Origin of the sequence: Cryptosporangium japonicum (genome assembly GCF_039524755.1) — a bacterium.
Taxonomy (GTDB): domain Bacteria; phylum Actinomycetota; class Actinomycetes; order Mycobacteriales; family Cryptosporangiaceae; genus Cryptosporangium; species Cryptosporangium japonicum.
This window is the reverse complement of record NZ_BAAAGX010000020.1, coordinates 241,086-266,016: the sequence shown is the minus strand read 5'-3', so window position 1 is coordinate 266,016 and position 24,931 is coordinate 241,086. Positions and strand designations below refer to the sequence as shown.

Genomic DNA, 24,931 nt, shown 5'->3' with positions numbered 1-24,931 from the left:
ATGGACGGGGTCGGCGGGTAGCCTCCACGACGTGCCCGAATCGTCCCCCCAGTACGTCCTGACGCTCTCCTGCGCCGATCGTCCAGGCATCGTTCACGCGGTCGCCGGCCAACTCGCCGCCGCCGGTTGCAACATCCTGGAGAGCCAGCAGTTCGGTGACCCGTTCACCGGTCGTTTCTTCATGCGGGTGCACATCAGCGGTCCGGCCGGCGCGACCGTCGGGGGGCTGCGCGAGGAGTTCGCCGCGACCGCGACCGAGTTCGGCATGGAGTGGGCGGTGCACGACCTGGCCGTGCGCCCGCGGGTGCTGATCCTGGTCAGCAAGCAGGGGCACTGCCTCAACGACCTGCTGTTCCGACGCGAGACCGGTGCGTTGAAGATCGACGTGCCGGCGATCGTGTCCAACCACCCGGACTTCGCCGCGCTCGCCCGCTGGCACAACGTCCCGTTCCACCACCTCCCGGTGACGCCCGACACCAAGCCGCAGCAGGAGGAGAAGCTGCGCGCGCTGGTCGAGGAGCAGCGGATCGACCTGGTCGTGCTCGCCCGCTACATGCAGGTGCTCTCCGACGACCTGTGCCGTGACCTGGCCGGACGGGCGATCAACATCCACCACTCGTTCCTGCCGAGCTTCAAGGGCGCCCGCCCCTACCACCAGGCGCACGCGCGTGGCGTCAAGCTGATCGGCGCGACCGCCCACTACGTCACCGGTGCGCTCGACGAGGGGCCGATCATCGAGCAGGAGGTGGCCCGGGTCGACCACACCGACAGCCCCGACGAGATGGTCGCGGTGGGCCGGGACGTCGAGTGCCTGGCGCTCTCCCGGGCGGTGCGGTGGCACGTGGAGCACCGGGTGCTGCTCAACGGCGACCGCACGGTGGTCTTCGACTGACGGACGGCTTCTCCGGGCCTTCCACGGCCCGGGAAGGGCCGGGAATCGGTCGTAGGCCCGGGAGCTCGTCGCGCCCGCTACCCGCCGGTGCTCCAGCCCGTCCGGTTGGCGGGGATCCAGGTAGCGGCGAAGCGGGCGGCTTCGTCCAGGGCGAACAGGCGGCCGGTGGCGCTCCCCACCGGCCCGGTCGTGACCGCGCCGGTGGCCTCGAACGCCGCACCCAGCGCGGCGAAGTCCCGTTCGTCGGCCACCACGTCGACGTACCGCACCCAGCGGCGTTCGCCGTCGGAGTCCAGCGCCGCGCACGACAGCCGCTCCCGGGGCGCCCCGGCCGAGCGCGCCTCGCCGAGGTGGAACGCGGTGCAGGTGTCGTAGCCGGCGCCGAGCAGCAGCACCCTGGCCCCGGCCGCGGCCAGCGCCGAGAGCGGCGAGCGGTTCCCGAACCGGCAGTCCAGGTCGTGCCGGCGCAGCAGGTCCGACGCGGCCGGGCCGAGCGCGGCGAACGACGTCTGCGGGTGCCCGCTGCGGATCGCCCCCGGCCAGGAGCGCAGCGTCTCGGGCAGCCAGCCCATGCCGTCGGACGGCGTGCGTGCCGGGTCGAACGCCGGCATCCCGTCGCGGATCGCGTCCCACCAGTCCGACGGCACCGCGGGCGCCTGCCACTCGGCCGGGTCGGAGTTGCTGCCGGTCTGTGTCGGCACGACGATCGTGCCGGTCGGCCCGACCGCGTCCTGCAGGGCCAGGATGACCGCCTGTTCGCGCCCGGCCACCCAGCCGAGCGCCGAGAGCGCGGTGTGCACGAGCAGGACGTCGCCGGGTTCCACGCCGAGCGCGCGCAGGTCGGCGGCGAGCGTCCGCCGGGTGCGCGGCGCCGGCGTGCGGGCCACGACCGCGGCTTCGCGGTCCAGGGCCGGCGGTGTTGCGTAATTCGACGGGACGATCACGGGGGAGATAGTGCCGTGGGTGCGAACGGTGCACGCGGCCGCCACGCGGGAATCCCCCCAGATCACAGCAATCACGGAAGTCTCGAAGTCAGGTTAGGCTACCCTGCGTGATCCTGTTCACTGCTACCGCCGCGTAACCCGAACTGGCCGGGTGCGCGGATATCCGCAACAATGATGTTGTGAAAAACGTCGAGACGCCCACCGCGGCGGCACCCACCCCGGGTGCCGACGTCCGGCTGGGCTCTGACGTGAAAACGCGCGACCGGATCACCCGAATGCTGCTCGAGGACGGCGGCGCCACCGCCACGCATCTGAGCGAACGGCTCGGGCTCACCCCGGCCGCGGTCCGCCGCCACCTCGACGCCCTGCTGGCCGAAGGGGCCGTCGAGAGCCGGGAGAAGCCCGGCCGCGGTCCGCGCGGCCGCGGGCGCCCGGCCAAGGAATTCGTGCTCACCGACGCCGGCCGGCAGACGTTCCCGCACATGTACGACGATCTGGCCGCCGAGGTGCTCCGGTTCCTGGCCCGCCTCCACGGGCAGGACGCGGTGGCGACGTTCGCCGCCGAGCGCGTCCGGGTGCTCGAGGAGCGGTGCCGCTCGGCGATGGCCGACGCGGGGGACGACCCGCTGGCCCGCGCCGAGGCCCTGGCCGGTGCGCTCTCCGCGGAGGGCTACGCGGCCAGTGCGTCGGCTCTGGCCGGCGGCGGGCAGCTGTGCCAGCACCACTGCCCGGTCGCCCAGGTCGCGGCCGAGTTCCCGCAGCTGTGCGAAGCCGAGACCGCGGTCATCTCCCGGTTGCTCGGCAGCCACGTCCAACGGCTCGCGACGATCGCGCACGGCGACGGCGTCTGTACGACGCACATACCGGTGCGCAAAGCAGTTTGAACCACCTGACCCACACCCGTCCCGGGAGGACGTCCTCATGACCGCCATCACGCCCGAGAACCGCTCGGAGGCCGGCGCGCCCGTCGCGACCGTGCCGCTCACGCAGGACGAGCAGATCGCGGCGCTGGGCAACTACCAGTTCGGCTGGTCCGACAACGACGTGGCCGGCGCGGCCGCCACCCGTGGTCTGAACGAAGCCGTGGTCCGGGACATCTCGGCGAAGAAGTCCGAGCCCGAGTGGATGCTCCGCCGTCGCCTGCGTGGTCTGACCCTGTTCGGCAAGAAGCCGATGCCCGACTGGGGCGCCGACCTCGGCGGCATCAACTTCGACAACATCAAGTACTTCGTGCGCTCCACCGAGAAGCAGGCCCAGAGCTGGGAAGAGCTTCCCGAGGACATCAAGGCCACCTACGACAAGCTCGGCATCCCGGAGGCGGAGAAGCAGCGCCTCGTCGCCGGTGTCGCGGCCCAGTACGAGTCCGAGGTCGTCTACCACAAGATCCGTGAGGACCTCGAGGAGCAGGGCGTCGTCTTCCTCGACACCGACACCGCGCTCAAGGAGCACGAGGACATCTTCAAGGAGTACTTCGGCTCGGTGATCCCGGTCGGCGACAACAAGTTCGCCGCGCTGAACACCGCGGTCTGGTCCGGTGGCTCGTTCATCTACGTGCCGAAGGGCGTGCACGTCGAGATCCCGCTGCAGGCCTACTTCCGGATCAACACCGAGAACATGGGCCAGTTCGAGCGGACGCTGATCATCGTCGACGAGGGTGCCTACGTGCACTACGTCGAGGGCTGCACGGCGCCGATCTACTCGTCGGACTCGCTGCACTCCGCGGTCGTCGAGATCATCGTGAAGAAGAACGCCCGCTGCCGGTACACGACGATCCAGAACTGGTCGAACAACGTGTACAACCTGGTCACCAAGCGCGCGGTCTGCCACGAGGGCGCCACCATGGAGTGGATCGACGGCAACATCGGCTCCAAGGTGACGATGAAGTACCCGGCCGTCTTCATGACCGGTGAGCACGCCAAGGGCGAGGTGCTCTCGATCGCGTTCGCGGGCGAGGGTCAGCACCAGGACGCCGGCGCCAAGATGGTGCACGCGGCCCCGAACACCTCGTCGACGATCGTCTCCAAGTCGGTGGCCCGCGGCGGCGGCCGCACCTCCTACCGCGGTCTGGTGCAGGTGCTCGACGGCGCGGTCGGCTCGAAGTCGACGGTGAAGTGCGACGCGCTCCTGGTCGACACGGTCTCCCGCTCCGACACCTACCCCTACGTCGACGTCCGTGAGGACGACGTGGCGATGGGGCACGAGGCCACGGTCTCCAAGATCAGCGACGACCAGCTGTTCTACCTGATGAGCCGAGGACTGACCGAGGACGAGGCGATGGCGATGATCGTCCGCGGCTTCGTCGAGCCGATCGCCCGCGAGCTCCCGATGGAGTACGCGCTGGAGCTCAACCGCCTCATCGAGCTCCAGATGGAAGGCGCGGTTGGTTAGCGGCCGCTCCGCGGCCGCGGGCGATCTATGGCGTCTTTTCGCAGGGTTGCTCAGAGTGCCGCTTCTACCGCGCTCACATTGACGACGATCGAAGAGGGAACGAGTAAGTGTCTAGCGATGTCGCTGCCCACAGCCACGGTGGCCCCGTCGACGGCAAGCCGCCGGCCAGCAAGGCCGAGGCGCTGCGCTCCTACGACGTGGCCGACTTCCCCCGGCTCACCGGCCGGGAGGAAGAGTGGCGGTTCACGCCGCTCGACCGGCTCCGCGGCCTGCACGACAGCAGCGCCGAACCCGCCGCCGACGCGCTCGACGAGCGCGTCGGCGCAGCGGAGGGCGTCCGGATCGAGCACGTGGGCACCGACGACCCACGGGTCGGGAGCGCGCTGACCCCGTTCGACCGGCCCTCGGCCGAGGCCTACGGCCGGGCCGGGCAGGCCACCGTCGTCACGGTCGACGGGGTCGTCGACGAGTACGTCGTCATCGACCTCACCGGCCGGGACGCGAGCAAGGCCAGCTACCGCCAGTTGGTCCTCGACATCAAGCCGAACGCCGAGGTCAAGATCCTGCTCGACCAGGCCGGCAACGTCGCGCTGGCCGACAACGTCGAGATCCTCGTCGGCGACAACGCGGGCGTCACGCTCGTCACCCGCACCGACTGGTCGGCCGACTCGGTGCAGCTGCAGCACCAGCGCATCAAGCTCGGCCGCGACGCGCGGATCACCCACATCGCGGTGACGCTCGGCGGCGACCTGGTCCGGCAGTACACGTCGGTGGAGTTCACCGGGCGCGGCGGCGAGGTCGACGCGTACGGCATCTACTTCGCCGACGCCGGCCAGCACCTCGAGCACCGGCTGTTCGTCGACCACTCGGTGCCCGACTGCCGCTCGAACGTCGTCTACCGGGGCGCGCTGCAGGGCGCGGACGCGCACACGGTCTGGGTCGGCGACGTGCTGATCCAGGACGAGGCCACCGGCACCGACACGTACGAGATCAACCGCAACCTGGTGCTCACCGACGGCGCACGCGCCGACTCGGTGCCCAACCTCGAGATCGAGACCGGCGAGATCGTCGGCGCCGGCCACGCCAGCGCCACCGGCCGCTTCGACGACGAGCAGCTGTTCTACCTGCAGTCGCGGGGCATCCCCGCCGACGAGGCCCGGCGCCTGGTGGTCCGCGGCTTCTTCGCCGAGATCACCCAGAAGATCGGCGACCCGGAGCTGGTCGAGGCCATCACCGCCACGATCGACGCCCGGCTGGCCAAGGCAGGCGCGTGATGACGTACACCAGGGTCTGCGCGGTGGCCGACGTCGAGGAGGAAGGCGCCCTCGCCGTCGAACTCGACGGTCAGCCGGTCGCGGTGGTCCGGAGCAACGGCGAGTTCTTCGCGATCCGCGACGAGTGTTCGCACGCGATCGTCCCGCTCTCCGAGGGCGACGTGGAGGACTGCGCGATCGAGTGCTGGCTGCACGGCTCGCGCTTCGACCTGCGCTCGGGCAAACCCACCGGCCTGCCGGCCACCAAGCCGGTGCCCGTCTACCCGGTGCGGGTCGACGGCGACGACGTTCTTGTATCTCTGACAAACGACCAGGAGTCACCCCAGTGAGCACGCTCGAGATCCGCGACCTGCACGTCAGCGTCAACACGGGCGAGGACAGCAAGCCGATCCTGCGCGGGGTCGACCTCACCGTGAAGTCGGGGGAGACCCACGCGATCATGGGGCCGAACGGCTCCGGCAAGTCCACGCTGGCCTACTCGATCGCCGGGCACCCGAAGTACACCGTCACCAGCGGCGCGGTGCTGCTCGACGGCGAGGACGTCCTCGCGATGAGCGTCGACGAGCGGGCCCGCGCCGGCCTGTTCCTCGCGATGCAGTACCCGGTCGAGGTGCCCGGCGTCTCGGTGTCGAACTTCCTGCGCACCGCGGCCACCGCGGTCCGGGGCGAGGCGCCGAAGCTGCGCACCTGGGTGAAGGAGGTCAAGGGCGCGATGGAGCAGCTCGGCGTCGACCAGTCGTTCGCCGAGCGCAACGTCAACGAGGGCTTCTCCGGTGGTGAGAAGAAGCGCCACGAGATCCTCCAGCTCGAGCTGCTCAAGCCGAAGGTCGCGATCCTCGACGAGACCGACTCCGGCCTCGACATCGACGCGCTGCGCGTCGTCTCCGAGGGCGTGAACCGGGCCAAGGCGTCCGGCGAGCTGGGCACGCTGCTGATCACGCACTACACGCGGATCCTGCGCTACATCAAGCCGGACTTCGTGCACGTGTTCGTCGGCGGGCGCATCGTCGAGGAGGGCGGCCCGGAACTCGCGGACGAGCTCGAGGCCTCGGGGTACGAGCGCTTCCTCACCGCCGGAGCCACCTCATGAGCTATGACGTCGAGCTGGTTCGGAAGGACTTTCCGATCCTCTCCCGTCGCCTGCACACCGAGGGCGGCGGCGACGGCGTTCCCGTGATCTACCTCGACTCGGCAAACACTTCACAAAAGCCGCAAGTCGTCATCGACGCCATGAGCGAGCACCTCGCCCGCCACAACGCCAACGTCGCCCGGGCCGTGCACACGCTCGGCTCGGAGGCGACGCTGGCCTACGAGGCCGCGCGTGACGCGGTGGCCGGCCTGATCCACGCGCCGAGCCGCAACGAGGTCATCTTCACGAAGAACTCGTCCGAGGCGCTCAACCTCGTCGCGTACTCGCTCGGCAACACCGCCGGCCGCCCGGCCGACTCGGAGTTCCCGCTGGTGGGCCCGGGCGACGAGATCGTGATCTCGGAGATGGAGCACCACTCGAACATCGTGCCGTGGCAGCTGCTCTGCCAGCGCACCGGCGCGACGCTGCGGTGGTTCCGGATCACCGACGACGGACGGCTCGACCTGTCCGAACTCGACACGCTGATCAACGAGCGGACGCGGTTCGTCTCCTACGTCCACCAGTCGAACATCCTCGGCACCCAGAACCCGGTCGAGCCGATCGTGTCGCGGGCCCGCCAGGTGGGCGCGCTGGTGATGCTCGACGCGTCGCAGTCGGTGCCGCACATGCCGGTGAACGTGGCCGACCTGGGCGTCGACTTCATCGCGTTCACCGGGCACAAGATGGTCGGCCCCACCGGCATCGGAGTGCTCTGGGGCCGGGCCGACCTGCTGAACTCGATGCCGCCGTTCCTCGGTGGCGGCGAGATGATCGAGACCGTCTCGATGGACGGCTCGACGTTCGCCGAGATCCCGCACCGGTTCGAGGCCGGCACGCCGATGATCGCCGAGGCCGTCGGGCTCGGCGCGGCCGTGCGGTACCTGACCGACCTGGGGCTGGAGAACATCCAGGCGCACGAGCACCGGCTGGTGGAGTACGCGCTGCCGCGGCTGAAGTCGGTTCCCGGGCTCACGATCGTCGGCCCCGACACCGCGGAGAACCGGGGCGGGACGATCTCGTTCTCGCTCGGGGAGATCCACCCGCACGACATCGGCCAGTACCTCGACGAGCTGGGCATCGCGGTGCGGGTGGGGCATCACTGCGCCCGTCCGACCTGCGTGCGGTTCGGTGTTCCGGCGACGACCAGGGCCTCGTTCTACCTCTATACGACCGAAGCGGAAATTGATGCGCTCGTCGACGGGTTGAACCAGGTTGTGAGGTTCTTCGGGTCATGAGCGGACTATTCGGCGATTCGATGTACCAGGAGATCATCCTGGACCACTACAAGCACCCGCACGGGAAGGGTCTGCGCGACCCGTTCGAGGCGCAGGTGCACCACGTCAACCCGACCTGTGGTGACGAGGTCACGTTGCGGGTGCACCTCGATGGTGAGTCGGTCGTCGACGTGTCGTACGACGGTGCCGGGTGCTCGATCAGCCAGGCGTCGGCCTCGGTACTGCACGAGCTGATCGTCGGGCAGTCGGTCGACACAGCGTTCGCCACCGTCGACACGTTCGTCGAGCTGCTGCAGTCGCGTGGGCAGATCGAGCCGGACGAGGAAGTGCTGGAGGACGCGATCGCGTTCGCCGGTGTCGCGAAGTACCCGGCGCGGGTGAAATGCGCGCTGCTGGCGTGGATGGCGTTCAAGGACGCGACGGCGCAGGCCGTCGCCAAAGAAGGGGCTGAGGCATGACGGAGCCGGTAGCCGGCGGCGGTGCCGCCCTGGACATCGCGAAGATCGACGACGTCGAAGAGGCCATGCGTGACGTGGTCGACCCCGAGCTCGGCATCAACGTGGTCGACCTCGGGCTCGTCTACGGCATCCACGTCGACGACGCGAACGTCGCCACGATCGACATGACGCTCACGTCGGCGGCGTGTCCGCTGACCGACGTGATCGAGGACCAGACCCGGGCCGCGCTCGTCAGCGGTGGCCTGGTCGAGGACTTCCGCGTCAACTGGGTCTGGATGCCCCCGTGGGGCCCCGACAAGATCACCGACGATGGCCGCGAGCAGCTGCGCGCTCTCGGTTTCAACGTCTGAGTTCCGCGTCCCGCGAACCCCCGCCACCCCGATGGGTGGCGGGGGTTCGTGCGTTCAGCGCGTGCTCTCGGGCCGAGGGGCCGTGGTGGTTCCCGGCGCGGTCGCGGCGCGGAGGCGACGGCGCGCGGTGATCAGCAGAACGGCCGCCGGGGCCAGGGCGCTGGCGCCGGCGAGCAGGGCGGCGCGCAGCGACCACCAGGTGCCGATCGCGCCGAGGGCCGGGCCGCCGAGCACCTGGCCGGTGGCGTCGAACATGTCGCGGGTGGAGAGCACCGTCGCGCGGACGCCGGGGTCGGTTCGCTCGACCAGCCACGCGCTCAGCACCGGCGCGAACGCGGTGCGTGCGGCCGCGAGCGCGAGCGCGGCACCGATCGCGACCCACACGTTCGTGGCCAGGCCGAACACGATCGTGGTTCCCAGCAGCGCGGCCACGATCGCCAGGAGCGTGCGCAGGGTCTCCGCGGTGCGGGTGGCCAGCACCTGCGTGACCACCAGCCCGAGCAGGGTCGCCACCACCCCGAGCAGGCTGAACCACAGCGTCGCGTCCGGGCCGGGCAGCCGGTGGTTCGCCAGCAGGTGCGCTCCCCAGAGCCGGTCGATCGCCTCGCTCCACCCGCCCACGAGCGCCACCACCACGAACACCAGCACGAACGCCGGCCGGACGCGGATCAGCCGCCACGCCGCCCGCACCGTCTCCACCGCCCCCGGCTCCGAGTCGGGGCGGGTTCGGGCGCGCTCGGGCATGACCACGACGAGGACCGCCGCGGTCGCGAGGAGAAGCGCGCCGCCGGTGAGCAGCGGGAGGTTCAGGCGCCCTCCAGCGACCGGGCCGCTCGCCGCGGTGCCCAGCAGCGTGCCGGCCAGCCCGGCCTGGGACCCGCGCAGGTACACCCGGGTGAGATCGCCGGTGCCGACCTCCCCGGCGATCCAGGCCTCGAGCGCCCCGCTCACCAGCGCGTACCCCAGCGCGCCGACCACCTGCGCGGCCAGGATCCCGGCGAAGGTCGGCCACGCCCCCTCCACCAGGAGCCCGGCGCCCAGGACGGCGACCCCGAACACTACGCACGCCCGGCTGCTGCCGAGGTCGGCCAGCACCCCGGTCGGCAGCTGGAAACCGAAGTACGCGGCCTCGAGCACGGTCCCCACCAGCACGAGCTGCAGCGGGTTCAACCCGGCGGCGTCCACCCGGTAGACGACGACCGTCGTGTAGACGAGGCCGGTCGTCGCCGCCAGCGCGAACGAGATCCCGAGGTACACCCGGTAAGCCGCCACAGCGTCAGCAGACACCGGGCGGCAAGCGAATTACCGGGCCGGCCCGACCTACCCGGCCAGCTCGACGGGGGCGCTCCGGCGGGCCTCGCGGCGGGCCCGGAGCCGGGCGCCGAGCGCCACCAGGCCGAGGCCCAGCCCGTAGATCACGGCGTTGAACAGCAGATACGGCCAGGGGGTCGCGCCGTCGCGCTCGAACGCGGCGGTGGAGCCACGCACCCACTCCAGCGTCAACGCGGTGCTCTGGAACGTGAAGACGAACGACTGGAGCGCGATGTACGCGACGAACGCGGCCGACCGGGACCGGACCAGGAATCCGAGCGGCAGCGGGGCGACGACGAGAAGGATCAGTTCCATCTCCGGGGTCCTTTCGAATCGGGTGCCCCCAGCGTCGGTCGTGCACCGCGCGGCCGACCATCCCGGCCACCACCGCACTGACCTGCGGATCCGACCTGCGTGCTGGCACTGATGCGCGCGCCGGTCGGACGAGGCACGATCAGCGCCATGGTGGCTCGCCGGCCGGTGCGGATGGCGCCCGTCGCGGCCTTCGTCGCCGGTGCGGCGGGACAGCTCGCGTACTCGTTCGCCGGCCCCGGCGACCCGATCGCGCTCACCGCCGTCGTCCTGGGCGTGCTCGCGGTTCCGGTCGTGCTCGGTGCGCTGCTCGGCGCCCGGACGCCGCACAACCCGGTCGGGCCCGCGTTGAGCTGGGTCGGTGCGGCCCCGGCGGTGGTGTTCGCGGTCGAGAACTGGGGTGCGCGGCCCGGTTCGGGACCGCTCGGGGTCGTCGCACCGGGCGTCTGGGTCTGGAATCTGGCCGGCTTCGTGGCGCTCTGCCTGGTCTTTCCGGACGGTCTGCTCCCCGGGGCGCGCTGGCGTCGAGCGGCGTGGCTGACCGGGGCCGCCGGCGTGGTCGTGAACGCCGCCGGCGCGGTCGCGGTCGACACCGCACCCGCTCCGGTGCTCGCCGGCGCGGCCGCGCTCGCGTTCGGCACGTGTCTCGCCGCGCTCGGCACCGCGGTGGCCGCGCTCGTCCGGCGGTACCGGCGCGGCGGTGAGGTCACCCGGCAGCAGCTGCGCTGGCTGGTGCTCGGCGCCGGAACCGTGCCGGTGCTGCTGGCCGCCGGCTGGGTGGCGCAGTCGTTCGGCGCGTCCCCCGCCGTGGCCTACACCGGGTTCCTGCTGGCGATGCTGCTCGCGGTTCCGGCCGCGGTGATCGTCGCGGTGCTCTGGTACGACCTGTTCGACGTCGACCGGCTGCTCGGTGAGTCGCTGTCCTGGCTCGCCACGACCGTGCTCTCGGCCGCGGTGTTCGCCGGCGTGGTGGCGGTGGGCGGCGCGCTCGGTGCCGACAGCCGGCTGGGCGTCACCGGCGCCGCGTTCGTCACCGCGCTGGCGCTGCAGCCGCTGCACCGGCGGCTGTCCGAACTGGTCGGCCGGCTCGTCGACCGCGACCGCTACGTCCGCCTCGCCCGCCTCCGCGCGTTCGTCCGCGCGGTCCGGGACGGGGAGGCCGCTCCGGAACGGACGGAGACCGTGCTGCGGACCGTCCTGGACGACCCCGGTCTGCGGCTGCTGCTGCGTGCTCCCGGCGCCGACCATGTCGAGCGGTCCGGCCGTCCGCCCGAACACACGATCCCGTTGCGCTCCGGCGACGCCGACGTGGGTGTGCTGGCGCTCGGCACGGTGTCGGCCCGGCGGCTGCGCCGAGCCCGTGAGGCCGCGGTCGAGGCCCGGCTCCCGATCGAGGTCGCCCGCCTCCAACTGCAGCTGCGCGACGCACTGCGCGAGGTCAGCGCGAGCCGTCTGCGGTTGCTCGAGGCCACCGCGGCGGAACGCCGGAAACTCGAACGGGACCTCCACGACGGCGCCCAGCAGCGCATCGTCGCGGTCGGCATGCGCCTGCGGTCGCTCCAGCGGACGGTCGCGCCGGCCGCGTCGCGTGAGCTGGACGTCGCGGTCGAGTCGCTGGAGGCGACGATCGCGGAGCTGCGCCGGCTCGCGCAGGGCATCCGTCCGAGCCTGCTCGACGACGGGCTGCCGGTCGCGCTGCGTGCGCTGGTCGCCGACAGCCCGATCCCGGTCGAGCTCGCGGTGGCCGACGTCCCGGCGTCCGACGCCGTCGCGACGAGCGTGTACTACCTGGTCGCCGAGGCCTTCGCGAACGCGTTGAAGCACGCGGGGGCCGGCCGGGTCCGGATCGCGGTGAGCGGTGACCCCGACCGGTTGCGGGTCGAGGTGGCCGACGACGGGGTCGGCGGCGCCACGGCCGACCTCCCGTCGGTGCGTGACCGGATCGCCGCGGTCGGCGGCACGCTCGAGGTGCACAGCCCGCCGGGCGACGGCACCACCGTCATCGTGGAGATCGCCCGTGCGCGTACTGGTCGCTGACGATTCCGTGTTGTTCCGGGAGGGCCTGGTGCGGCTGCTCGGAGAGGGCGGCCACGAGGTGGTGGCCCAGCTCGGCGACGCGGACGCGCTCCTCGACGGCGTCGAGGAGCTCCGCCCGGACCTCGCGGTGATCGACGTCCGGATGCCGCCGACGATGACCGACGACGGGGCCCGCGCCGCGGGCCGGTTACGGGAACGCCACCCCCACCTGCCGATGATGCTGCTGTCCCAGCACGTGGAGACGCGCCACTCGGTCGCGCTGGTCGCCGGCGGCGGGTTCGGGTACCTGCTGAAGGACCGGGTGCTGCGCGTCGACGACTTCCTCGAGGCCGTCCGCCGGGTCGGCGCCGGGGGATCGGCGCTCGACCCCGACGTGGTCGGCGCGCTGCTGGCCCGCCCGGCGCTGTCGGTGCTCACCGGCCGGGAGAACGAGGTGCTGGCGCTCGTCGCCGAAGGGCACTCGAACGCGAGCGTCGCCGGTCGGTTGCACCTCGCCGAGCGGACCGTCGAGTCACACATGCGCAGCATCTTCGGCAAGCTCGGGATCGCCGACACCGGTGAGCACCACCGCCGGGTCCTGGCCGTGCTGGCTTTCCTCGGCAACCGTAGGGTGACCTGACATGGGAGGAAAGCCGGCCGCCGGGGGAGGACGCTGGGTCGAGATCCCGCCCGAACGCCTGGAACGCTGGCTGGCCGGCTTCGCCGAACGCCACGGCGCGGGCCGCACCGACGTCGAGCCCGGCCTGGTCACCGTGCACGGCGGCGACGGCGCGGTCGCCGAGTGCCACGCCCCGTTCCCGCCGCTGGTGATCGGCGAGCGCGACCCGCTCGAGGCGCTGGTGACGCACGCACGGCTGGACCGGCGGGTGGGGGTGCTGCTCGTGCGGCTCGGTGGCTACGCGGCCGGGGTCTTCGCGGGCACGACGCTCGTGGTCTCCAAGGTCGACACCCGGCCGGTGCACGGGCGCAACAAGGCCGGCGGCTGGTCGCAGCAGCGCTTCGCCCGGCGTCGCGAGGGGCAGGCACGTCAGCTCGCCGAGGCGGCCGCCGCGGTCGCCGAGCGCGTCCTCTTGCCCGAGGTGGGCACGCTCGACGCGGTCGTGCTCGGCGGTGACCGGGCCGCGATCGACGCCACGCTCGAGGCCGGGGCGCTGGCACCCCTGCGCCGGCTGGCGGTCGAGCGTTTCCTCACCGTCCCCGACCCGCGCCGCACGATCCTCGAGGCCACCCCGGACGCGTTCCGCGCGGTCAGGATCCGGGTGGCACCGTAGCGCCGGTGCTCACCCGGCGCTCAGCGCTGCGGCCAGCGCGTCCAGCCAGCTCGCGGTGCCCTGTTCGCGCCACATCGGGTCCTCGTGGCCGTCGAGGAAGCTGTCCTGCTCGATCAGCAGGAGTCGGGTGTGCTTCCCGTGGGACACGAACTGCACGGTCGTGAGTGATGCGGTCACCGGACGGTCGTTCCTGGCCAGCACCGAGCCGTAGACGATTCGCTCGCCCGGCACGATGTCGTGGTAGGTCGAGGTGAAGGTCAGCGCCTCGGAGCGGTTCAGCTCGCGACCGCCGGTCCGGAAGTCGAGCTCGTAGTGGTCGGCGGTGGGCGCGAACCACTCGCGTTTGATCGCGGGGTCGGCCCAGGCCGCGAACGCCGCGGTGGGCGGGACCGGGTAGTCGCGCTCCAGGGTGAACGTCGAAGTGATCACCGAGTGGTCAGTCATTGCGGTCTCCTGAGTCGTCGAGAATGTCGCCGAGGCGGTCGAAGCTCCGCTCCCAGCCGGTTCGCTGCCGGGTGATCCAGTCCTCGGTCATGCGCATCGCGCCAGGTTCGATCCGGCAGGTGCGCACCCGGCCGGACTTCTCCGAGACGACCAGCCCGCTCTCGATCAGCACGTTCAGGTGTTGCAGCACGGCCGAGAGCGACATGTCGAACGGACGAGCGAGGTCGCTGACCGCGGCCGGACCTCGGACGAGCCGCTCGACGATCGCCCGGCGCGTGCCGTCGGCGAGGGCCTGGAACAGGCGGTCGAGCGGATCCTGACGGTTAAGCATGTACTTCACTTTAGCGCGCCGGCTCCCTATGGTGAAGTGATTGCTTCACTTTTCTGGGAGGTGCCGTGGAGTCGAAGCCGCAGGCCGTCCGTGGGGCCGGTCGTCGCGAGTGGGTCGGTCTGGGTGTCCTGGCCCTGCCGACGCTGCTGCTCGCACTGGACTTCAGCGTTCTCTACCTGGTGCTGCCGCGGCTGAGCGCGGACCTGCACCCCACCGCCGTCCAAGTGCTCTGGATCAGCGATGTCTACGGACTGCTGATCGCCGGTTTCCTGATCCCGATGGGGACGCTGGGGGATCGCCTCGGACGGCGGCGTCTGCTGCTGGCCGGTGCGGTTCTCTTCGCCGGCGCTTCGATTCTCGCCGCCTACTCGACCGGACCATTGATGCTCATCGCGGCCCGCGCCCTGATGGGCGTCGCCGCGGCGACGCTGATGCCGTCGACATTGGCACTGATCAGCAACCTCTTCGCCGAGCCGGCTCAGCGGGCCCGCGCGATCTCGGTGTGGGTGGCCTGTTTCATGGGCGGCGCCGCGCTCGGTCCGATCCTCGGCGGCGCGTTGCTGACGACCTTCTGGTGGGGGTCGGTCTTCCTGCTCGGTGTGCCGGTGATGGTGCTGCTGCTGGTGACCGCGCCGTTCGTCCTGCCGGAGCAGCGCTCGGAGGAGACGGCCGGCCGCATCGACGCGGCCAGTGTCCTGCTCTCACTCGGCGCGGTGCTCACGACGGTCTACGGGATCAAGGAGCTGGCCGGTGCGGGCCGCTCGCTGCCCGCCGTCACCGCGCTCGTCGTCGGGGCGGCCGCCGGCTCCGCGTTCGTCCACCGCCAGCGCCGACTGGCCGAGCCGTTGCTGGACCTCCGGCTCTTCCGCCGCCGCCCGTTCTCGGCCGGAGTCGCGGCGATGACGCTGAACAGCGCGATCATGGGCGGAACCGCACTGTTGATCAACCTTCACCTGCAGGCAGAGGTCGGCCGGTCGCCGGCGGAGGCCGCGCTGTTGCTGGCGCCGGGTGCACTGGCGATCGTGGTCAGTTCCCTGGCCGCGCCGCTACTCGTCCGTCGGCTAGCACCGACCCACGTGATCGCCGGCGGCATGGCGGTCGCCGCGGTCGGCTACCTCGTGCTCGCCCGTGCCGACGCGGCAGCCGGACCGCTCGTCGCCGCGAACGTCCTCATCGGTCTCGGGGCCGGTCCGATCACCGCCCTGGTCACCGACCTGATCGTCGGCTCCGTGCCGGCCGCCGCGGCCGGTTCCGCCGCGGCGATCTCGGAGACCGGCGGTGATCTCGGGATCGCGCTCGGCGTCGCCACGCTCGGCAGCCTGGGCACCACGACCTACTCCGGCGCGACCGGCCTGACCGCGGCCGCGCTCGTCGCCGCGGCCGTCGCGGTCGCGATCGGTGTGCTCACGATCGCCGCCCGGCCCGACCGGCCGACGACGTGACCGCTCCGATCAGCGTGGTGTGGTGGGCACCGTGAACAGGTCGCCCGGCTGGCAGTCGAGCACCTCGCACAGCGCGGTCAGCGTGCTGAACCGGATCGCTCGGGCCCGCCCGTTCTTCAGGATCGACAGGTTCGCCAGCGTGATGCCGACCTTGCCCGCCAGCTCCGTGAGCGTCATGCCCCGCTCGGCCAGCAACCGGTCGATGTGCACCGCGACCCGGTGCTGTTCGTCCGGCGGCATCACACCACCCCGGCGAGGTCGGCCTGGAGCGCCCGGCCCCGCCTGAGCACTTCGGCCACGGCCAGGAACCCGAGGCTCGAGAACGCCCAGAGGAACGAGTAGGTCGCGCCACCGCCGGACGCCGACACGCTCTGCGACAGCTGGGTGACGGCGACCAGTTCGAGCCCGAACGCCACCGCGCTGCCGACCAGCAGCACCCAGCCGGTGAGCGCGAGCCGCCGGATGTTCGCGTCCGAGAACGGATCACCCCGGCGGGCGGAACGCACCACCAGCAGGAGCATCACCAGCGTGAAGACGATCAGCGCGAACCCGGGCGCGGTGCGCAGCGCCTCCCACGCGAGCTGCGGCCCGGTCGGGTCCTCCACGACCACCCGCACCGGGCCGGCCGGGTCGGCGTGCACACCGGGCGCCAGCCCGGCCAGCACCGGAGCGCCCTCCACCGCGACCGTGACCGGTTCCCGGGCGACCAGCCGCCAGGCCCCCACGAGCAGCCCCACGCCGCCGATCACGAGCGCCACGACCAGCAGGATCTCGAACTCCCCGAGGTGACCTCGTCGTCGCATGGCCGTCTCCCTTATCGAAAGTCGATAACATCGATACTCGATAAGGTGGCCGAGCGTGTCAAGGGGTCAGATCCAGCCGGAGCGGCGGGCGGCGGCCACGGCCTCGTGGCGGTTGTGGGCGCCGAGCTTGCCGGTCGCCGACGAGAGATGGTTGCGTACGGTGCCGGGCGAGAGCGAGATGCGCACCGCGATCTCCTCGATCGTCGCGCCGTCGGCGGCCAGTTCCAGCACGTCGGCCTCGCGCGGGGTGAGCGGGCTCTCGCCGGCGGCGATCGCGTCCGCGGCGAGCTCGGGATCGACGTACCGGCCGCCACCGGCGACGGTGCGGATCGCGGCCGCCAGCACCGACCCGGACGACGTCTTGGGCAGGAATCCCCGCACGCCGATCTCCAGCGCCCGCTTGAGGTACCCCGGCCGGCCGTGGCTGGTCAGCACCATCGTCGCGCAGCCCGGCACGGAGGCGTGGATCTGCGTGGCCGCGGCGAGCCCGTCGGCGCCCGGCATCTGCAGGTCGAGCACGGCCACGTCGGGCAGCTCCTTGCGCGCCATCGCGACCGCCTCGGTGCCGGACGCCGCCTGGGCCACGATCAGCAGGTCGTCCTGCAGGCCGAGCAGCCCGGCGATGGCGCTGCGCACCAGGTTCTCGTCGTCGGCCAGCAGCACCCGGATCACGCGCGCACCTCCCCGGCGACCCCGGGCTCCGCCGCGGCCGGCGCGCCGTCGGCCGGTAGCTCGGCACGCAGCACGAACGACCCGTTCCGCTGCTCGAACGAGAGCTCACCTCCGAGCGGACGGAGCCGCTCGGCCAGCCCGACCAGCCCGGACCCGTGCCCGAGCGGCCCGCTCGCGCCGTCGTTCTCCAACCGCACGTGCACCGTGCCCCCTTCTTCGCGCACCTCGATCCGGCACCGCGTGGCCGTCGAGTGCCGCACCACGTTGGTCACCCCTTCGCGCACCACCCAGGCGGTCGCGGTCCGCACGTCGTCGGGCAGCGGGCCGACGTCGGCGCTCACCCGGCTGGTCACCCCCGCGGAGCGCAGCAGCGCCGCCGAACCCTCCAGCTCGGTACGCAGGTCGATCGTCCGGTACCCGCGGACCGCCGCACGCACCTGGCGCAGCGACTCCTGGGCGATCGTGCGCACCTCCTCGGCCCGCTCGGCCGCCTCCGGGCGTCCGCGCCGGGCGAGCTCGGCGACCAGGTCGCTGGTGACCGCGATCGCCGACAGGTCGCGCCCGACGATGTCGTGCAGGTCGCGGGCGAAGCGCAGCCGCTCCTCGGCCACCGCGAGCTCGGCCCGCGTGCGGTCCGCGTCGGCCAGCCGCCGCACCACGGTGGTCAGCCAGACCGACACCTGCGCCGTACAGGCGACCGCGATGAGCAGAAGAAGCATCTGGACGACCAGCGGAACCAACCGCTGGGGCTGGTCCCGCACGTTCGACTGGAGTCCGATCGCGAGCACCAGCGCCAGGCTGAGCGGCACGTAGTAGCGCGCCCCGAACGCGCCGATCGGGGCGACGAGGAACGCCGCGGCCGTCAGCAGCGCGGGCCCGCGGGCGTTGCCGATCGGCAGCGCGACCACCGTCACCGTGGTCAGCAGCGCCGCCCCGACCAGCAGCGCCAGGTAGGGCCGGGTCAGTACCCGACCGACGACCTGCCGGTCGAGCAGGTACGCGGCCACCAGCGACATCCCGAACACGGTGGCGACGAGCGTGAGCGCCACCGGTTCGCTGACGTCGCCGTTCTGCACCGACGGGATCGACCCGAGGACGAACGGGCCGACGAACAGCAGCGGGAGGACCGACGACCGCGTGTACAGCGTCACGCGGCCGAGATCATCGGTGCCCCGCCACCATCGCCGTAGGTTCATGCCCCCGATCATGCCCGGGGTGACCAGCGGAACGACGAGCGCACCAGCAACGAGCCCAGCACGATCCAGCCGAGCAGGATCCCGATCTGCCCGGCGGTGCCGGCCAGCTCGGCGGTGCCGAGCCACCCGGTCCGGGCCAGTTCGAGCACCGGGGCCAGCGGGGTGAACTGCGCGACCCGCGACAGGTTCTCCGGCATCGAGTCCATCGGCACGACCAGGCCGCCGCCGAGGAAGCAGAGCGCGAGCACCGGGAGGCTGGTGATCTGCACCGACTCCACCGTTTTCGAGATCACCGCGGTGAGCAGCGCGACGACCGAGAGCATCACGGCGCCGAGCAGCAGCGCCACCAGCACGACGACCGGGTTGCCCGGTGCGGGCAGGCCGAGCACCACCGCTCCGATCACCCCGAACAGCACCACCTGGGCGATCGCCACCACGGTTCCCGGCAGCGCGAGCGCGCTCAGGATCTCCGCGTCGGCGGCCTCACCGGTACGCAGGCGCTGCAGGACCCCTTCCTCGCGCCGCGCCACCGACGCGCTCAACACCGTGTAGTAGACGACGAACAGCAGCACCATGCCGGTGAACATGCTGACCATCCCGGCCGCGGCGTTGTCGTCGGTGCGGCCGTCCTGCGCGGACGCGAGCGCCGCGACCAGCCCCAGCGGCACCAGCACCGCGGTGAACAGCAAGGTCTTGTTGCGGCGCAGCAGCAGCACCTCGGCGCGCCCCAGCGAATAGGTCCGGTGCAGTACGGCGGTCATCGCGTGATCTCCTCGAGCTGACGGGGGGCGGTGGCGTCGTCGGTGCTGCGGGCCAGGGCCAGGAACGCGGTCTCCAGCGACGCCGGGGTGGCGCGCAGTTCGGGCAGCGCGACCCCCTCGTCCTCGGCCCAGCGCAGCACGCGGCCGAGCGTCCGCTGCAGGCTGCCGGTACGCACCACGACGTGCCTGCCCTCGGTCTCCACGGCCTCGCCGGCGTCGAGCACGCCGGCCGGTGGGCGCCCGACGGTGTCGCCCCAGCGGATCTCGGCCCGGTAGGTGGCGACGACCTGGTCGAGCGTGCCCTCGGCGACGATCCGGCCGCGGTGCAGGATCGCGAGTTCGTCCGAGAGCTCCTCGGCCTCCTCCAGGTGGTGGGTGGTGAGCAGCACCGCGGTGCCGCCGTCGACCAGCGCGCGGATCAGCGTCCAGATCCGGCGCCTGCTCTCGGCGTCCAGGCCGGTCGTCGGCTCGTCCAGCATCAGCAGATCGGGGCGGCCGAGCAGCGCGACCGCCAGGTCCAGCCGGCGGCGCTCGCCGCCGGAGAGGCTCTTGATCGGCACGCCCATCCGGTCGACGAGGTCGACGGCCTCGATCGCCTCCGCGGCCGGCCGGGGCGCGCGCATCGTCCCGGCCCACATGCGCACCGCCTCGGCGACGGTCAGCTCGCCGGGTAAGCCACCCGACTGCAGCACCACCCCGGTGCGGTGCCGGACGGCCCGGCGCTCCCGGATCGGGTCGTGGCCCAGCACCCGGACGGTGCCGGACGTCGGTGCGGCGAGGCCGGCCACGACGTCCATCGTGGAGGTCTTGCCGGCGCCGTTCGTGCCGAGCAGGCCGAACACCTGGCCGGGCGCCACCTGGAAGCTGATGCCCCGGACCGCCTCGGCGCCGGACTTGTAGGTCCGGGTGAGGTCGCGGACGTCGACGGCGTTCATCGCGGGTTCCGGGTGGCCGAGGCCTGCGTGCGGGCCGCCAGGACCAGCCGCACCGCGAGGTAGGCGCCCATCACGATGCTGAAAACGGTGAGGAACCGCTGGTTGTCGACGATCAGCCACGCGGCTCCGAGGAGGACCAGCGTGGAGATCGTGACCGCCAGCTCCCGGCGGACGGTCGGTGCCGAGGTGAGCGACATCGAGTCGGCGAAGTAGTTCGACAGCGCGTTGTTGGCCATGACTCAAGCCTGGGGCCGAGGCGGGCTCGGCCCCAGTGCGTCGTTACACGAGGTTTCGCCGAGCGCCTCACGGCCGACCCGTGACGAACGTCATGCCCGCTTGAGCGTGTTGCAGGACTGCGGGTCACCGCTGTTGCGACCGACGTCGAACCACTGCTCGCGCTGGGCGGCGGAACCGTGCGTCCACGTCTCCGGGTTCACCTGGCCCCCCGACTGCTCCTGGATCCGGTCGTCACCGACCGCTCCGGCGGCACCGAGCGCGGACTTGATGTCCTCCTGGGAGACCCCTTCGACGAGGCTCTGCGCCCCGCCGGTGGCGTTCGCCGTCCACACCCCGGCGTAGCAGTCGGCCTGGAGCTCCAGCGCGATCGAGTACTGGTTCTCCTTGCTGGGGTTCTGCTGCTGCAGCTTCCGGATCTCCCCTTCGAACCCGGTCAGGTACTGCACGTGGTGACCGAACTCGTGGGCCAGCACGTAGGCCTGCGCGAACTCACCGGGCGCCCCGAACCGCTGCGCCAGCTCGTCGTAGAACCCCAGGTCGATGTAGATGCGCTGATCGCCCGGGCAGTAGAACGGCCCGACCGCCGACGTGGCCTGCCCGCACGCGGTGTTCACGCCCTGGGTGAAGAACCGCAGCGTGGGGTCGGAGTACTTCGCGTTCAGCGCCGGTGCGCCGTCGGTGCCCCAGTAGTCACGCAGGTCGTCGAAGACCGCGACCTGGCGGCACTGGACGAGCTCGAAGCGGTCCTGGTTGGTCTTCGCGCACTCCTGGGCCAGGTTCGCCGAGCTGCTGGGCGCCGGGCTCGTCGAGGAGTCGCTGCCGAGCGTGTTGTAGCCGAGCAGCGCCAGCACCACGGTGACGATCAGCCCGAGCGCGCCACCGCCGACGACCATCGGGCCGCCGCCGAAGCCGCCTCCGCCTCCCCGCCCGTCTTCGACCTTGGAGAGATCAAGGTTGGCGTCGTCGTCGAAGTCCATCGTTCGCACCGTCCTACGGGAGCCGGCCTGTCCGCCGCCGATCCGGTACCCCGCCGGAGGCTGCGCCAACCTACTCCGGCCGCGGCCTCGGAATTCGCTCGGGGCGGCCGGGTAGACTGGAATCCGTGCGCTCGTAGACCGACCCTCGCCTTGTGTCCGTCCGGCCCGTCCGTCTGCGAGGAATCTTCACCGTGATCACCGTTACCGGCCTCGAGCTGCGCGCGGGTGCGCGCATCCTGCTCTCCGACACCACGCTGCGTGTGCAGCCCGGTGACCGGATCGGCCTGGTCGGCCGGAACGGCGCCGGCAAGACCACCACGCTCAAGGTGCTGGCCGGCGAGGGCCTGCCCTACGCGGGCGAGGTCAGCCGGCGCGGCGAGGTCGGCTACCTCCCGCAGGACCCCCGCACCGGCGACCTCGACGTCACCGCGCGCGACCGGGTGCTCTCCGCCCGCGGGCTCGACGTGCTGCTGCACGACATGGACAAGGTGCAGGTCGGGATGGCCGAGGCGGCCACCGACAAGGACCGCGACAAGCTGGTGCGCCGGTACGGCCGCCTGGAGGACCAGTTCGCCGCGCTCGGCGGGTACGCCGCCGAGAGCGAGGCCGCGCGCATCTGCGCGAACCTCGGCCTGCCCGACCGGGTGCTCGGCCAGCCGCTGCGCACGCTCTCCGGCGGCCAGCGCCGTCGCGTCGAACTGGCCCGGATCCTGTTCTCCGACGCCGAGACGCTGCTGCTGGACGAACCGACGAACCACCTCGACGCCGACTCGATCACCTGGCTGCGCGACTACCTCAAGGGCCACAAGAGCGGCCTGATCGTCATCTCGCACGACGGTGACCTGCTCGACGCCGTCGTCAACAAGGTCTGGTACCTGGACGCGAACCGCGCCGAGGTCGACCAGTACAACCTGGGGTGGAAGGCGTACCACGCGCAGCGGGAGGCCGACGAGCGGCGCCGCAAGCGGGAGCGCGCGAACGCCGAGAAGAAGGCCGGCGCGCTGATGTCGCAGGCCGACAAGATGCGTGCGAAGGCCACCAAGGCCACCGCGGCGCAGAACATGGCCAAGCGGGCCGAGAAGCTGCTGGCCGGGCTGGCCGACGAGCGGGTCTCGGACAAGGTCGCGAAGGTGCGTTTCCCGACGCCGGCGCCGTGCGGGCGCACGCCGCTCACCGCGTCCGGGCTCTCCAAGAGCTACGGCTCGCTGGAGATCTTCACCGACGTCGACCTGGCGGTCGACCGGGGCACGCGGGTCGTGGTGCTCGGGCTGAACGGCGCCGGCAAGACCACGCTGCTGCGCCTGCTCTCCGGCATGGAGCAGCCCGACACCGGCGCGGTCGAGCCCGGCCACGGCCTGCGCCTGGGCTACTACGCCCAGGAGCACGAGACGCTCGACACCGAGCGCACCGTGCTGGAGAACATGCGCTCGGCGTCGCCGGACAGCTCCGACGGGGAGATCCGGCGGCTGCTCGGTGCGTTCCTGTTCTCCGGCGACGACGTCGACAAGCCGGCCGGGGTGCTCTCCGGCGGCGAGAAGACGCGGCTGGCGCTGGCCGGGCTGGTGAGCTCGGCGGCGAACGTGCTGCTGCTCGACGAGCCGACGAACAACCTCGACCCGGCGAGCCGCGTCCAGGTGCTCGACGCGCTCACCACCTACACCGGCGCGGTCGTGCTGGTGACGCACGACCCCGGCGCGGTCGAGGCGCTCAAGCCGGAGAAGGTGATCCTGCTGCCCGACGGGGTGGAGGACAACTGGTCCGACGACCTGATGGAACTGGTGTCGCTGGCCTGATCCGGCCGACGACGAAGGGCTCCTCCCATGCCGGGAGGAGCCCTTTTTCGTGAGTCGTCGCCCGGCGGCCTACGGGGTGGTGCCGGCGCCGACGCCCGGCGCGTCGTTGGTGCCACCGGAGGGCGCCGTGGACGGCGTGGGAGCCGTCGTCGGTGCCGTGGTGGGCGCAGTGGTCGTCGGCGCGGTCGTGGGCGCCGTGGTGGGGGCGGCCGTCGTCGGGGCGGAGCTCGGCGCGGCGGCCTTCGTCGGGGTCGGCTTCGGGGTGGCGGTCGCGCGCGGCGCGGCGCTCCCGGCCGTGACCGGCTGCGGGCTGCTCTGCTCCGTCGTGTCGCGCCGGGTCGGGTTGTCCGACGTCGACCGCGACGTGGAGGCCGACGGGGACGGCTCGGCCGACGCGTCGGTGCCGACGGCACGTTGACCGTCGGGGAAGAGCGTGTTCAGCCCGACCGAGCTCCCGGTGAAGAGGCTGAACGCCAGGAGTCCGATGTAGAGGAGGCAGGCGCTGGAGACGACGACGCCGACGAAGCGGACACGGCGCCGGCGACGGCCGGTGGTGTCGAGGAAGACCGGTGCGTTGGAGGTGAGTTCATCACCGACCGGTTCGAGACGCTGCGTGACGTCGGAGGGGGCGACAGGATTCACGGATTCGAGAGTAATGACTGTTTGGAGCGCGCTGATTTCACTCTTAGTAAGGGGCGATCGGGTGGATATCCGGACAGATTTCCGCGTCAATACCCGCTAAGTCCGGACAAAACCGAGATGGCCTAACGAGTTTGGCCATCGGGTAACTCACAGTTGATTTGTGTCGGGTGTGTGACACTTGGTTACTCTGTGTGTCTGACCAAATGCGAGCCGTGATTTATCGGGGTCACGGGAACAGCGTGTCGAGAATCCGGTCGACGATGCCGCCGCCGGGCGACGCGGACGCGGCCGGTGTGGACGGTGTGGAGGGTGGTGCCGGGCTCGGCGGATCCGCCGGCTGGGCCGAGGTGGCCGGCGGGGTGGCCGGTGTGGCCGGGGCGGCGGCCGGGCGGCTCGGGGCGGCCGCCCGGGATCGCGGCGCCTCCGCGGGTGTGGTCGCGGCCCGCTGCGGATCCGGCGCGCGCGAGCCGTCCGGCGCGACCGGGCGTTCGGCGGCGGGGGCGGTGGTGCGCGGGATCGCGGCCCCGGTGCTGGCGACCGGGGCGCCCGTGGCGGCCGGCGAGCGTTCCCCGGGGCGGAAGTCGGGGGCGCCGAGCGACTGCGCGTCGTGGCCGGAGAGAAGGCTCAGGACGAGCACCGCGGCGTAGGTGAGACCGGCCAGGCTGACCAGCCAGAGCAGCGCGCGGACACGGCGACGGCGGCGTCCGGTGGTGTCGAGGAAGACGGGTAAGGCGTCGTCGCCGAGGCTGCGCAGCGCCTGCGTGTCCGCGGTCGGGTTCACCTCGGGTTCGGCGTCGGCCGCGCTCCGTCCGTCGTCGGCCGGCGGAGAGCCGGCGACGTCCGCGGGCTCGGTGGCCGGCGGGGGCGCGGCCCGGTGTCCGGTGCCGTCGGCCGGTGGCTCCGGAGTGGAGTCGGCGCCGGCGGTCCTCGCCTCGTCGCTGTCGTCGGCGGACTTCGCGATCGAAGGGGTCCAGAACGCCGGAGCGACGCCGGTGGTGTCGTCGGTCGGGACGAGAGGCATGGCCCCAGGCTATGCGCTGGGGCGAAGCCCCACCCCACCACGTAACGGGAAATGTCCTACTTATCGACTACTTCGG

Annotated in this window: 29 protein-coding genes; 15 read left to right on the top strand and 14 right to left on the bottom strand. The window is 72.0% G+C overall.

The genetic code is table 11. The annotated features are described in order from the left end of the window. Positions 1-31: 31 nt before the first annotated feature. Entirely contained in the window at positions 32-892 is an 861-nt protein-coding gene (purU, locus tag ABD437_RS26415; RefSeq protein WP_344651621.1) for a formyltetrahydrofolate deformylase, read from the top strand. Positions 893-969: 77 nt separating this feature from the next. Here purU and ABD437_RS26410 read toward each other — a convergent pair whose 3' ends face one another. Next, positions 970-1,779 carry an AAC(3) family N-acetyltransferase gene (locus ABD437_RS26410; RefSeq protein ID WP_344651745.1) on the bottom strand — a complete coding sequence of 270 codons (810 nt, stop codon included), beginning with the start codon at positions 1,777-1,779 and terminating at the stop codon, positions 970-972. Between the two features lie 236 nt (positions 1,780-2,015). Between ABD437_RS26410 and ABD437_RS26405 the strand changes: the two genes are divergently transcribed. The 8 genes from ABD437_RS26405 to ABD437_RS26370 all read left to right on the top strand — a co-directional run bounded on the left by ABD437_RS26405 (position 2,016) and on the right by ABD437_RS26370 (position 8,670). Further along, a complete protein-coding gene (locus ABD437_RS26405) occupies positions 2,016-2,720 on the top strand; it encodes a helix-turn-helix transcriptional regulator (protein ID WP_425558237.1) in 705 nt (234 codons plus the stop codon). Between the two features lie 37 nt (positions 2,721-2,757). Then, a complete protein-coding gene (gene sufB, locus ABD437_RS26400) occupies positions 2,758-4,224 on the top strand; it encodes a Fe-S cluster assembly protein SufB (protein ID WP_344651620.1) in 1,467 nt (488 codons plus the stop codon). A gap of 107 nt (positions 4,225-4,331) precedes the next feature. Next, entirely contained in the window at positions 4,332-5,498 is a 1,167-nt protein-coding gene (gene sufD / locus ABD437_RS26395) for a Fe-S cluster assembly protein SufD (RefSeq protein ID WP_344651619.1), read from the top strand. Next, positions 5,498-5,827, top strand: coding sequence for a non-heme iron oxygenase ferredoxin subunit (locus tag ABD437_RS26390; protein WP_344651618.1), 330 nt, complete (start codon positions 5,498-5,500; stop codon positions 5,825-5,827). The genes sufD and ABD437_RS26390 overlap by 1 nt, the downstream gene beginning before the upstream one ends. Then, complete coding sequence (gene sufC / locus ABD437_RS26385) at positions 5,824-6,588, top strand: Fe-S cluster assembly ATPase SufC (RefSeq protein WP_344651617.1); 765 nt, start codon at positions 5,824-5,826, stop codon at positions 6,586-6,588. Before ABD437_RS26390 ends, sufC begins: the two co-directional genes overlap by 4 nt. Further along, positions 6,585-7,862, top strand: coding sequence for a cysteine desulfurase (locus ABD437_RS26380; RefSeq protein ID WP_344651616.1), 1,278 nt, complete (start codon positions 6,585-6,587; stop codon positions 7,860-7,862). Before sufC ends, ABD437_RS26380 begins: the two co-directional genes overlap by 4 nt. After that, positions 7,859-8,320, top strand: a complete 462-nt coding sequence (gene sufU / locus ABD437_RS26375) for a Fe-S cluster assembly sulfur transfer protein SufU (protein WP_344651615.1) — start codon at positions 7,859-7,861, stop codon at positions 8,318-8,320. Before ABD437_RS26380 ends, sufU begins: the two co-directional genes overlap by 4 nt. After that, positions 8,317-8,670: a metal-sulfur cluster assembly factor gene (locus tag ABD437_RS26370; protein WP_344651614.1), complete on the top strand. Its 354-nt coding sequence runs from the start codon at positions 8,317-8,319 to the stop codon at positions 8,668-8,670. Before sufU ends, ABD437_RS26370 begins: the two co-directional genes overlap by 4 nt. 54 nt (positions 8,671-8,724) lie before the next feature. Here ABD437_RS26370 and ABD437_RS26365 read toward each other — a convergent pair whose 3' ends face one another. Further along, positions 8,725-9,957 carry an MFS transporter gene (locus tag ABD437_RS26365; RefSeq protein WP_344651613.1) on the bottom strand — a complete coding sequence of 411 codons (1,233 nt, stop codon included), beginning with the start codon at positions 9,955-9,957 and terminating at the stop codon, positions 8,725-8,727. A 33-nt stretch (positions 9,958-9,990) separates the two neighbouring features. Beyond that, positions 9,991-10,296 carry a hypothetical protein gene (locus ABD437_RS26360; RefSeq protein WP_344651612.1) on the bottom strand — a complete coding sequence of 102 codons (306 nt, stop codon included), beginning with the start codon at positions 10,294-10,296 and terminating at the stop codon, positions 9,991-9,993. 147 nt (positions 10,297-10,443) lie between these two features. Here ABD437_RS26360 and ABD437_RS26355 point away from each other — a divergent pair, with 147 nt between their 5' ends. The 3 genes from ABD437_RS26355 to ABD437_RS26345 are packed head-to-tail and all read left to right on the top strand — an operon-like array spanning position 10,444 to position 13,601. After that, entirely contained in the window at positions 10,444-12,330 is a 1,887-nt protein-coding gene (locus ABD437_RS26355; protein WP_344651611.1) for a sensor histidine kinase, read from the top strand. Then, the gene (locus ABD437_RS26350) at positions 12,311-12,949 is read left to right on the top strand and encodes a response regulator transcription factor (RefSeq protein WP_344651610.1); all 639 of its coding nucleotides are present in this window, start codon (positions 12,311-12,313) and stop codon (positions 12,947-12,949) included. The genes ABD437_RS26355 and ABD437_RS26350 overlap by 20 nt, the downstream gene beginning before the upstream one ends. Before the next feature lies 1 nt (position 12,950). Further along, complete coding sequence (locus ABD437_RS26345; protein ID WP_344651609.1) at positions 12,951-13,601, top strand: acVLRF1 family peptidyl-tRNA hydrolase; 651 nt, start codon at positions 12,951-12,953, stop codon at positions 13,599-13,601. Positions 13,602-13,610: 9 nt separating this feature from the next. Here the strand turns inward: ABD437_RS26345 and ABD437_RS26340 are convergent, their stop codons facing one another. Both ABD437_RS26340 and ABD437_RS26335 read right to left on the bottom strand, forming a co-directional pair. Further along, entirely contained in the window at positions 13,611-14,045 is a 435-nt protein-coding gene (locus ABD437_RS26340) for an SRPBCC domain-containing protein (protein WP_344651608.1), read from the bottom strand. After that, the gene (locus tag ABD437_RS26335) at positions 14,038-14,376 is read right to left on the bottom strand and encodes an ArsR/SmtB family transcription factor (protein ID WP_344651607.1); all 339 of its coding nucleotides are present in this window, start codon (positions 14,374-14,376) and stop codon (positions 14,038-14,040) included. The genes ABD437_RS26340 and ABD437_RS26335 overlap by 8 nt, the downstream gene beginning before the upstream one ends. A 65-nt stretch (positions 14,377-14,441) precedes the next feature. Between ABD437_RS26335 and ABD437_RS26330 the strand changes: the two genes are divergently transcribed. Then, positions 14,442-15,818, top strand: a complete 1,377-nt coding sequence (locus ABD437_RS26330; protein WP_344651606.1) for an MFS transporter — start codon at positions 14,442-14,444, stop codon at positions 15,816-15,818. Positions 15,819-15,827: 9 nt separating this feature from the next. Here ABD437_RS26330 and ABD437_RS26325 read toward each other — a convergent pair whose 3' ends face one another. From ABD437_RS26325 to ypfJ, 8 genes are all read right to left on the bottom strand, one after another. After that, on the bottom strand, positions 15,828-16,058 hold the full coding sequence (locus tag ABD437_RS26325) for a helix-turn-helix domain-containing protein (protein ID WP_344651605.1): 231 nt from the start codon (positions 16,056-16,058) through the stop codon (positions 15,828-15,830). Continuing rightward, positions 16,058-16,621, bottom strand: a complete 564-nt coding sequence (locus ABD437_RS26320) for a DUF2975 domain-containing protein (protein WP_344651604.1) — start codon at positions 16,619-16,621, stop codon at positions 16,058-16,060. The genes ABD437_RS26325 and ABD437_RS26320 overlap by 1 nt, the downstream gene beginning before the upstream one ends. A gap of 66 nt (positions 16,622-16,687) precedes the next feature. Then, positions 16,688-17,293, bottom strand: coding sequence for a response regulator (locus tag ABD437_RS26315; RefSeq protein WP_344651603.1), 606 nt, complete (start codon positions 17,291-17,293; stop codon positions 16,688-16,690). After that, positions 17,290-18,489: a sensor histidine kinase gene (locus tag ABD437_RS26310; protein ID WP_344651602.1), complete on the bottom strand. Its 1,200-nt coding sequence runs from the start codon at positions 18,487-18,489 to the stop codon at positions 17,290-17,292. Before ABD437_RS26310 ends, ABD437_RS26315 begins: the two co-directional genes overlap by 4 nt. Before the next feature lie 8 nt (positions 18,490-18,497). Further along, positions 18,498-19,250, bottom strand: a complete 753-nt coding sequence (locus ABD437_RS26305; RefSeq protein ID WP_344651601.1) for an ABC transporter permease — start codon at positions 19,248-19,250, stop codon at positions 18,498-18,500. Then, entirely contained in the window at positions 19,247-20,185 is a 939-nt protein-coding gene (locus ABD437_RS26300; protein WP_344651600.1) for an ABC transporter ATP-binding protein, read from the bottom strand. The genes ABD437_RS26305 and ABD437_RS26300 overlap by 4 nt, the downstream gene beginning before the upstream one ends. Next, positions 20,182-20,421 (bottom strand): hypothetical protein, encoded by a 240-nt coding sequence (locus ABD437_RS26295; protein WP_344651599.1) that lies wholly within the window; start codon positions 20,419-20,421, stop codon positions 20,182-20,184. The genes ABD437_RS26300 and ABD437_RS26295 overlap by 4 nt, the downstream gene beginning before the upstream one ends. A gap of 90 nt (positions 20,422-20,511) precedes the next feature. Further along, entirely contained in the window at positions 20,512-21,399 is an 888-nt protein-coding gene (ypfJ, locus tag ABD437_RS26290; protein ID WP_344651598.1) for a KPN_02809 family neutral zinc metallopeptidase, read from the bottom strand. Positions 21,400-21,590: 191 nt separating this feature from the next. Here ypfJ and ABD437_RS26285 point away from each other — a divergent pair, with 191 nt between their 5' ends. Both ABD437_RS26285 and ABD437_RS26280 read left to right on the top strand, forming a co-directional pair. Then, complete coding sequence (locus tag ABD437_RS26285) at positions 21,591-23,192, top strand: ABC-F family ATP-binding cassette domain-containing protein (RefSeq protein WP_344651597.1); 1,602 nt, start codon at positions 21,591-21,593, stop codon at positions 23,190-23,192. 49 nt (positions 23,193-23,241) lie between these two features. Then, positions 23,242-23,610, top strand: coding sequence for a hypothetical protein (locus tag ABD437_RS26280; protein ID WP_344651596.1), 369 nt, complete (start codon positions 23,242-23,244; stop codon positions 23,608-23,610). A 450-nt stretch (positions 23,611-24,060) separates the two neighbouring features. On the opposite strand, the gene ABD437_RS26275 is transcribed toward ABD437_RS26280, so the two are convergent. Further along, on the bottom strand, positions 24,061-24,855 hold the full coding sequence (locus tag ABD437_RS26275) for a hypothetical protein (protein ID WP_344651595.1): 795 nt from the start codon (positions 24,853-24,855) through the stop codon (positions 24,061-24,063). Positions 24,856-24,931 lie beyond the last annotated feature (76 nt).

Coding starts and splice junctions, on each gene's coding strand:
- sufB (WP_344651620.1), top strand. CDS start 2,758: ATGACCGCCATCACGCCCGAGAACCGCTCGGAGGCCGGCGCGCCCGTC.
- ABD437_RS26390 (WP_344651618.1), top strand. CDS start 5,498: ATGACGTACACCAGGGTCTGCGCGGTGGCCGACGTCGAGGAGGAAGGC.
- ABD437_RS26380 (WP_344651616.1), top strand. CDS start 6,585: ATGAGCTATGACGTCGAGCTGGTTCGGAAGGACTTTCCGATCCTCTCC.
- sufU (WP_344651615.1), top strand. CDS start 7,859: ATGAGCGGACTATTCGGCGATTCGATGTACCAGGAGATCATCCTGGAC.
- ABD437_RS26370 (WP_344651614.1), top strand. CDS start 8,317: ATGACGGAGCCGGTAGCCGGCGGCGGTGCCGCCCTGGACATCGCGAAG.
- ABD437_RS26360 (WP_344651612.1), bottom strand. CDS start 10,296: ATGGAACTGATCCTTCTCGTCGTCGCCCCGCTGCCGCTCGGATTCCTG.
- ABD437_RS26355 (WP_344651611.1), top strand. CDS start 10,444: ATGGTGGCTCGCCGGCCGGTGCGGATGGCGCCCGTCGCGGCCTTCGTC.
- ABD437_RS26345 (WP_344651609.1), top strand. CDS start 12,951: ATGGGAGGAAAGCCGGCCGCCGGGGGAGGACGCTGGGTCGAGATCCCG.
- ABD437_RS26340 (WP_344651608.1), bottom strand. CDS start 14,045: ATGACTGACCACTCGGTGATCACTTCGACGTTCACCCTGGAGCGCGAC.
- ABD437_RS26335 (WP_344651607.1), bottom strand. CDS start 14,376: ATGCTTAACCGTCAGGATCCGCTCGACCGCCTGTTCCAGGCCCTCGCC.
- ABD437_RS26325 (WP_344651605.1), bottom strand. CDS start 16,058: ATGCCGCCGGACGAACAGCACCGGGTCGCGGTGCACATCGACCGGTTG.
- ABD437_RS26320 (WP_344651604.1), bottom strand. CDS start 16,621: ATGCGACGACGAGGTCACCTCGGGGAGTTCGAGATCCTGCTGGTCGTG.
- ABD437_RS26310 (WP_344651602.1), bottom strand. CDS start 18,489: ATGAACCTACGGCGATGGTGGCGGGGCACCGATGATCTCGGCCGCGTG.
- ABD437_RS26305 (WP_344651601.1), bottom strand. CDS start 19,250: ATGACCGCCGTACTGCACCGGACCTATTCGCTGGGGCGCGCCGAGGTG.
- ABD437_RS26300 (WP_344651600.1), bottom strand. CDS start 20,185: ATGAACGCCGTCGACGTCCGCGACCTCACCCGGACCTACAAGTCCGGC.
- ABD437_RS26295 (WP_344651599.1), bottom strand. CDS start 20,421: ATGGCCAACAACGCGCTGTCGAACTACTTCGCCGACTCGATGTCGCTC.
- ypfJ (WP_344651598.1), bottom strand. CDS start 21,399: ATGGACTTCGACGACGACGCCAACCTTGATCTCTCCAAGGTCGAAGAC.
- ABD437_RS26275 (WP_344651595.1), bottom strand. CDS start 24,855: ATGCCTCTCGTCCCGACCGACGACACCACCGGCGTCGCTCCGGCGTTC.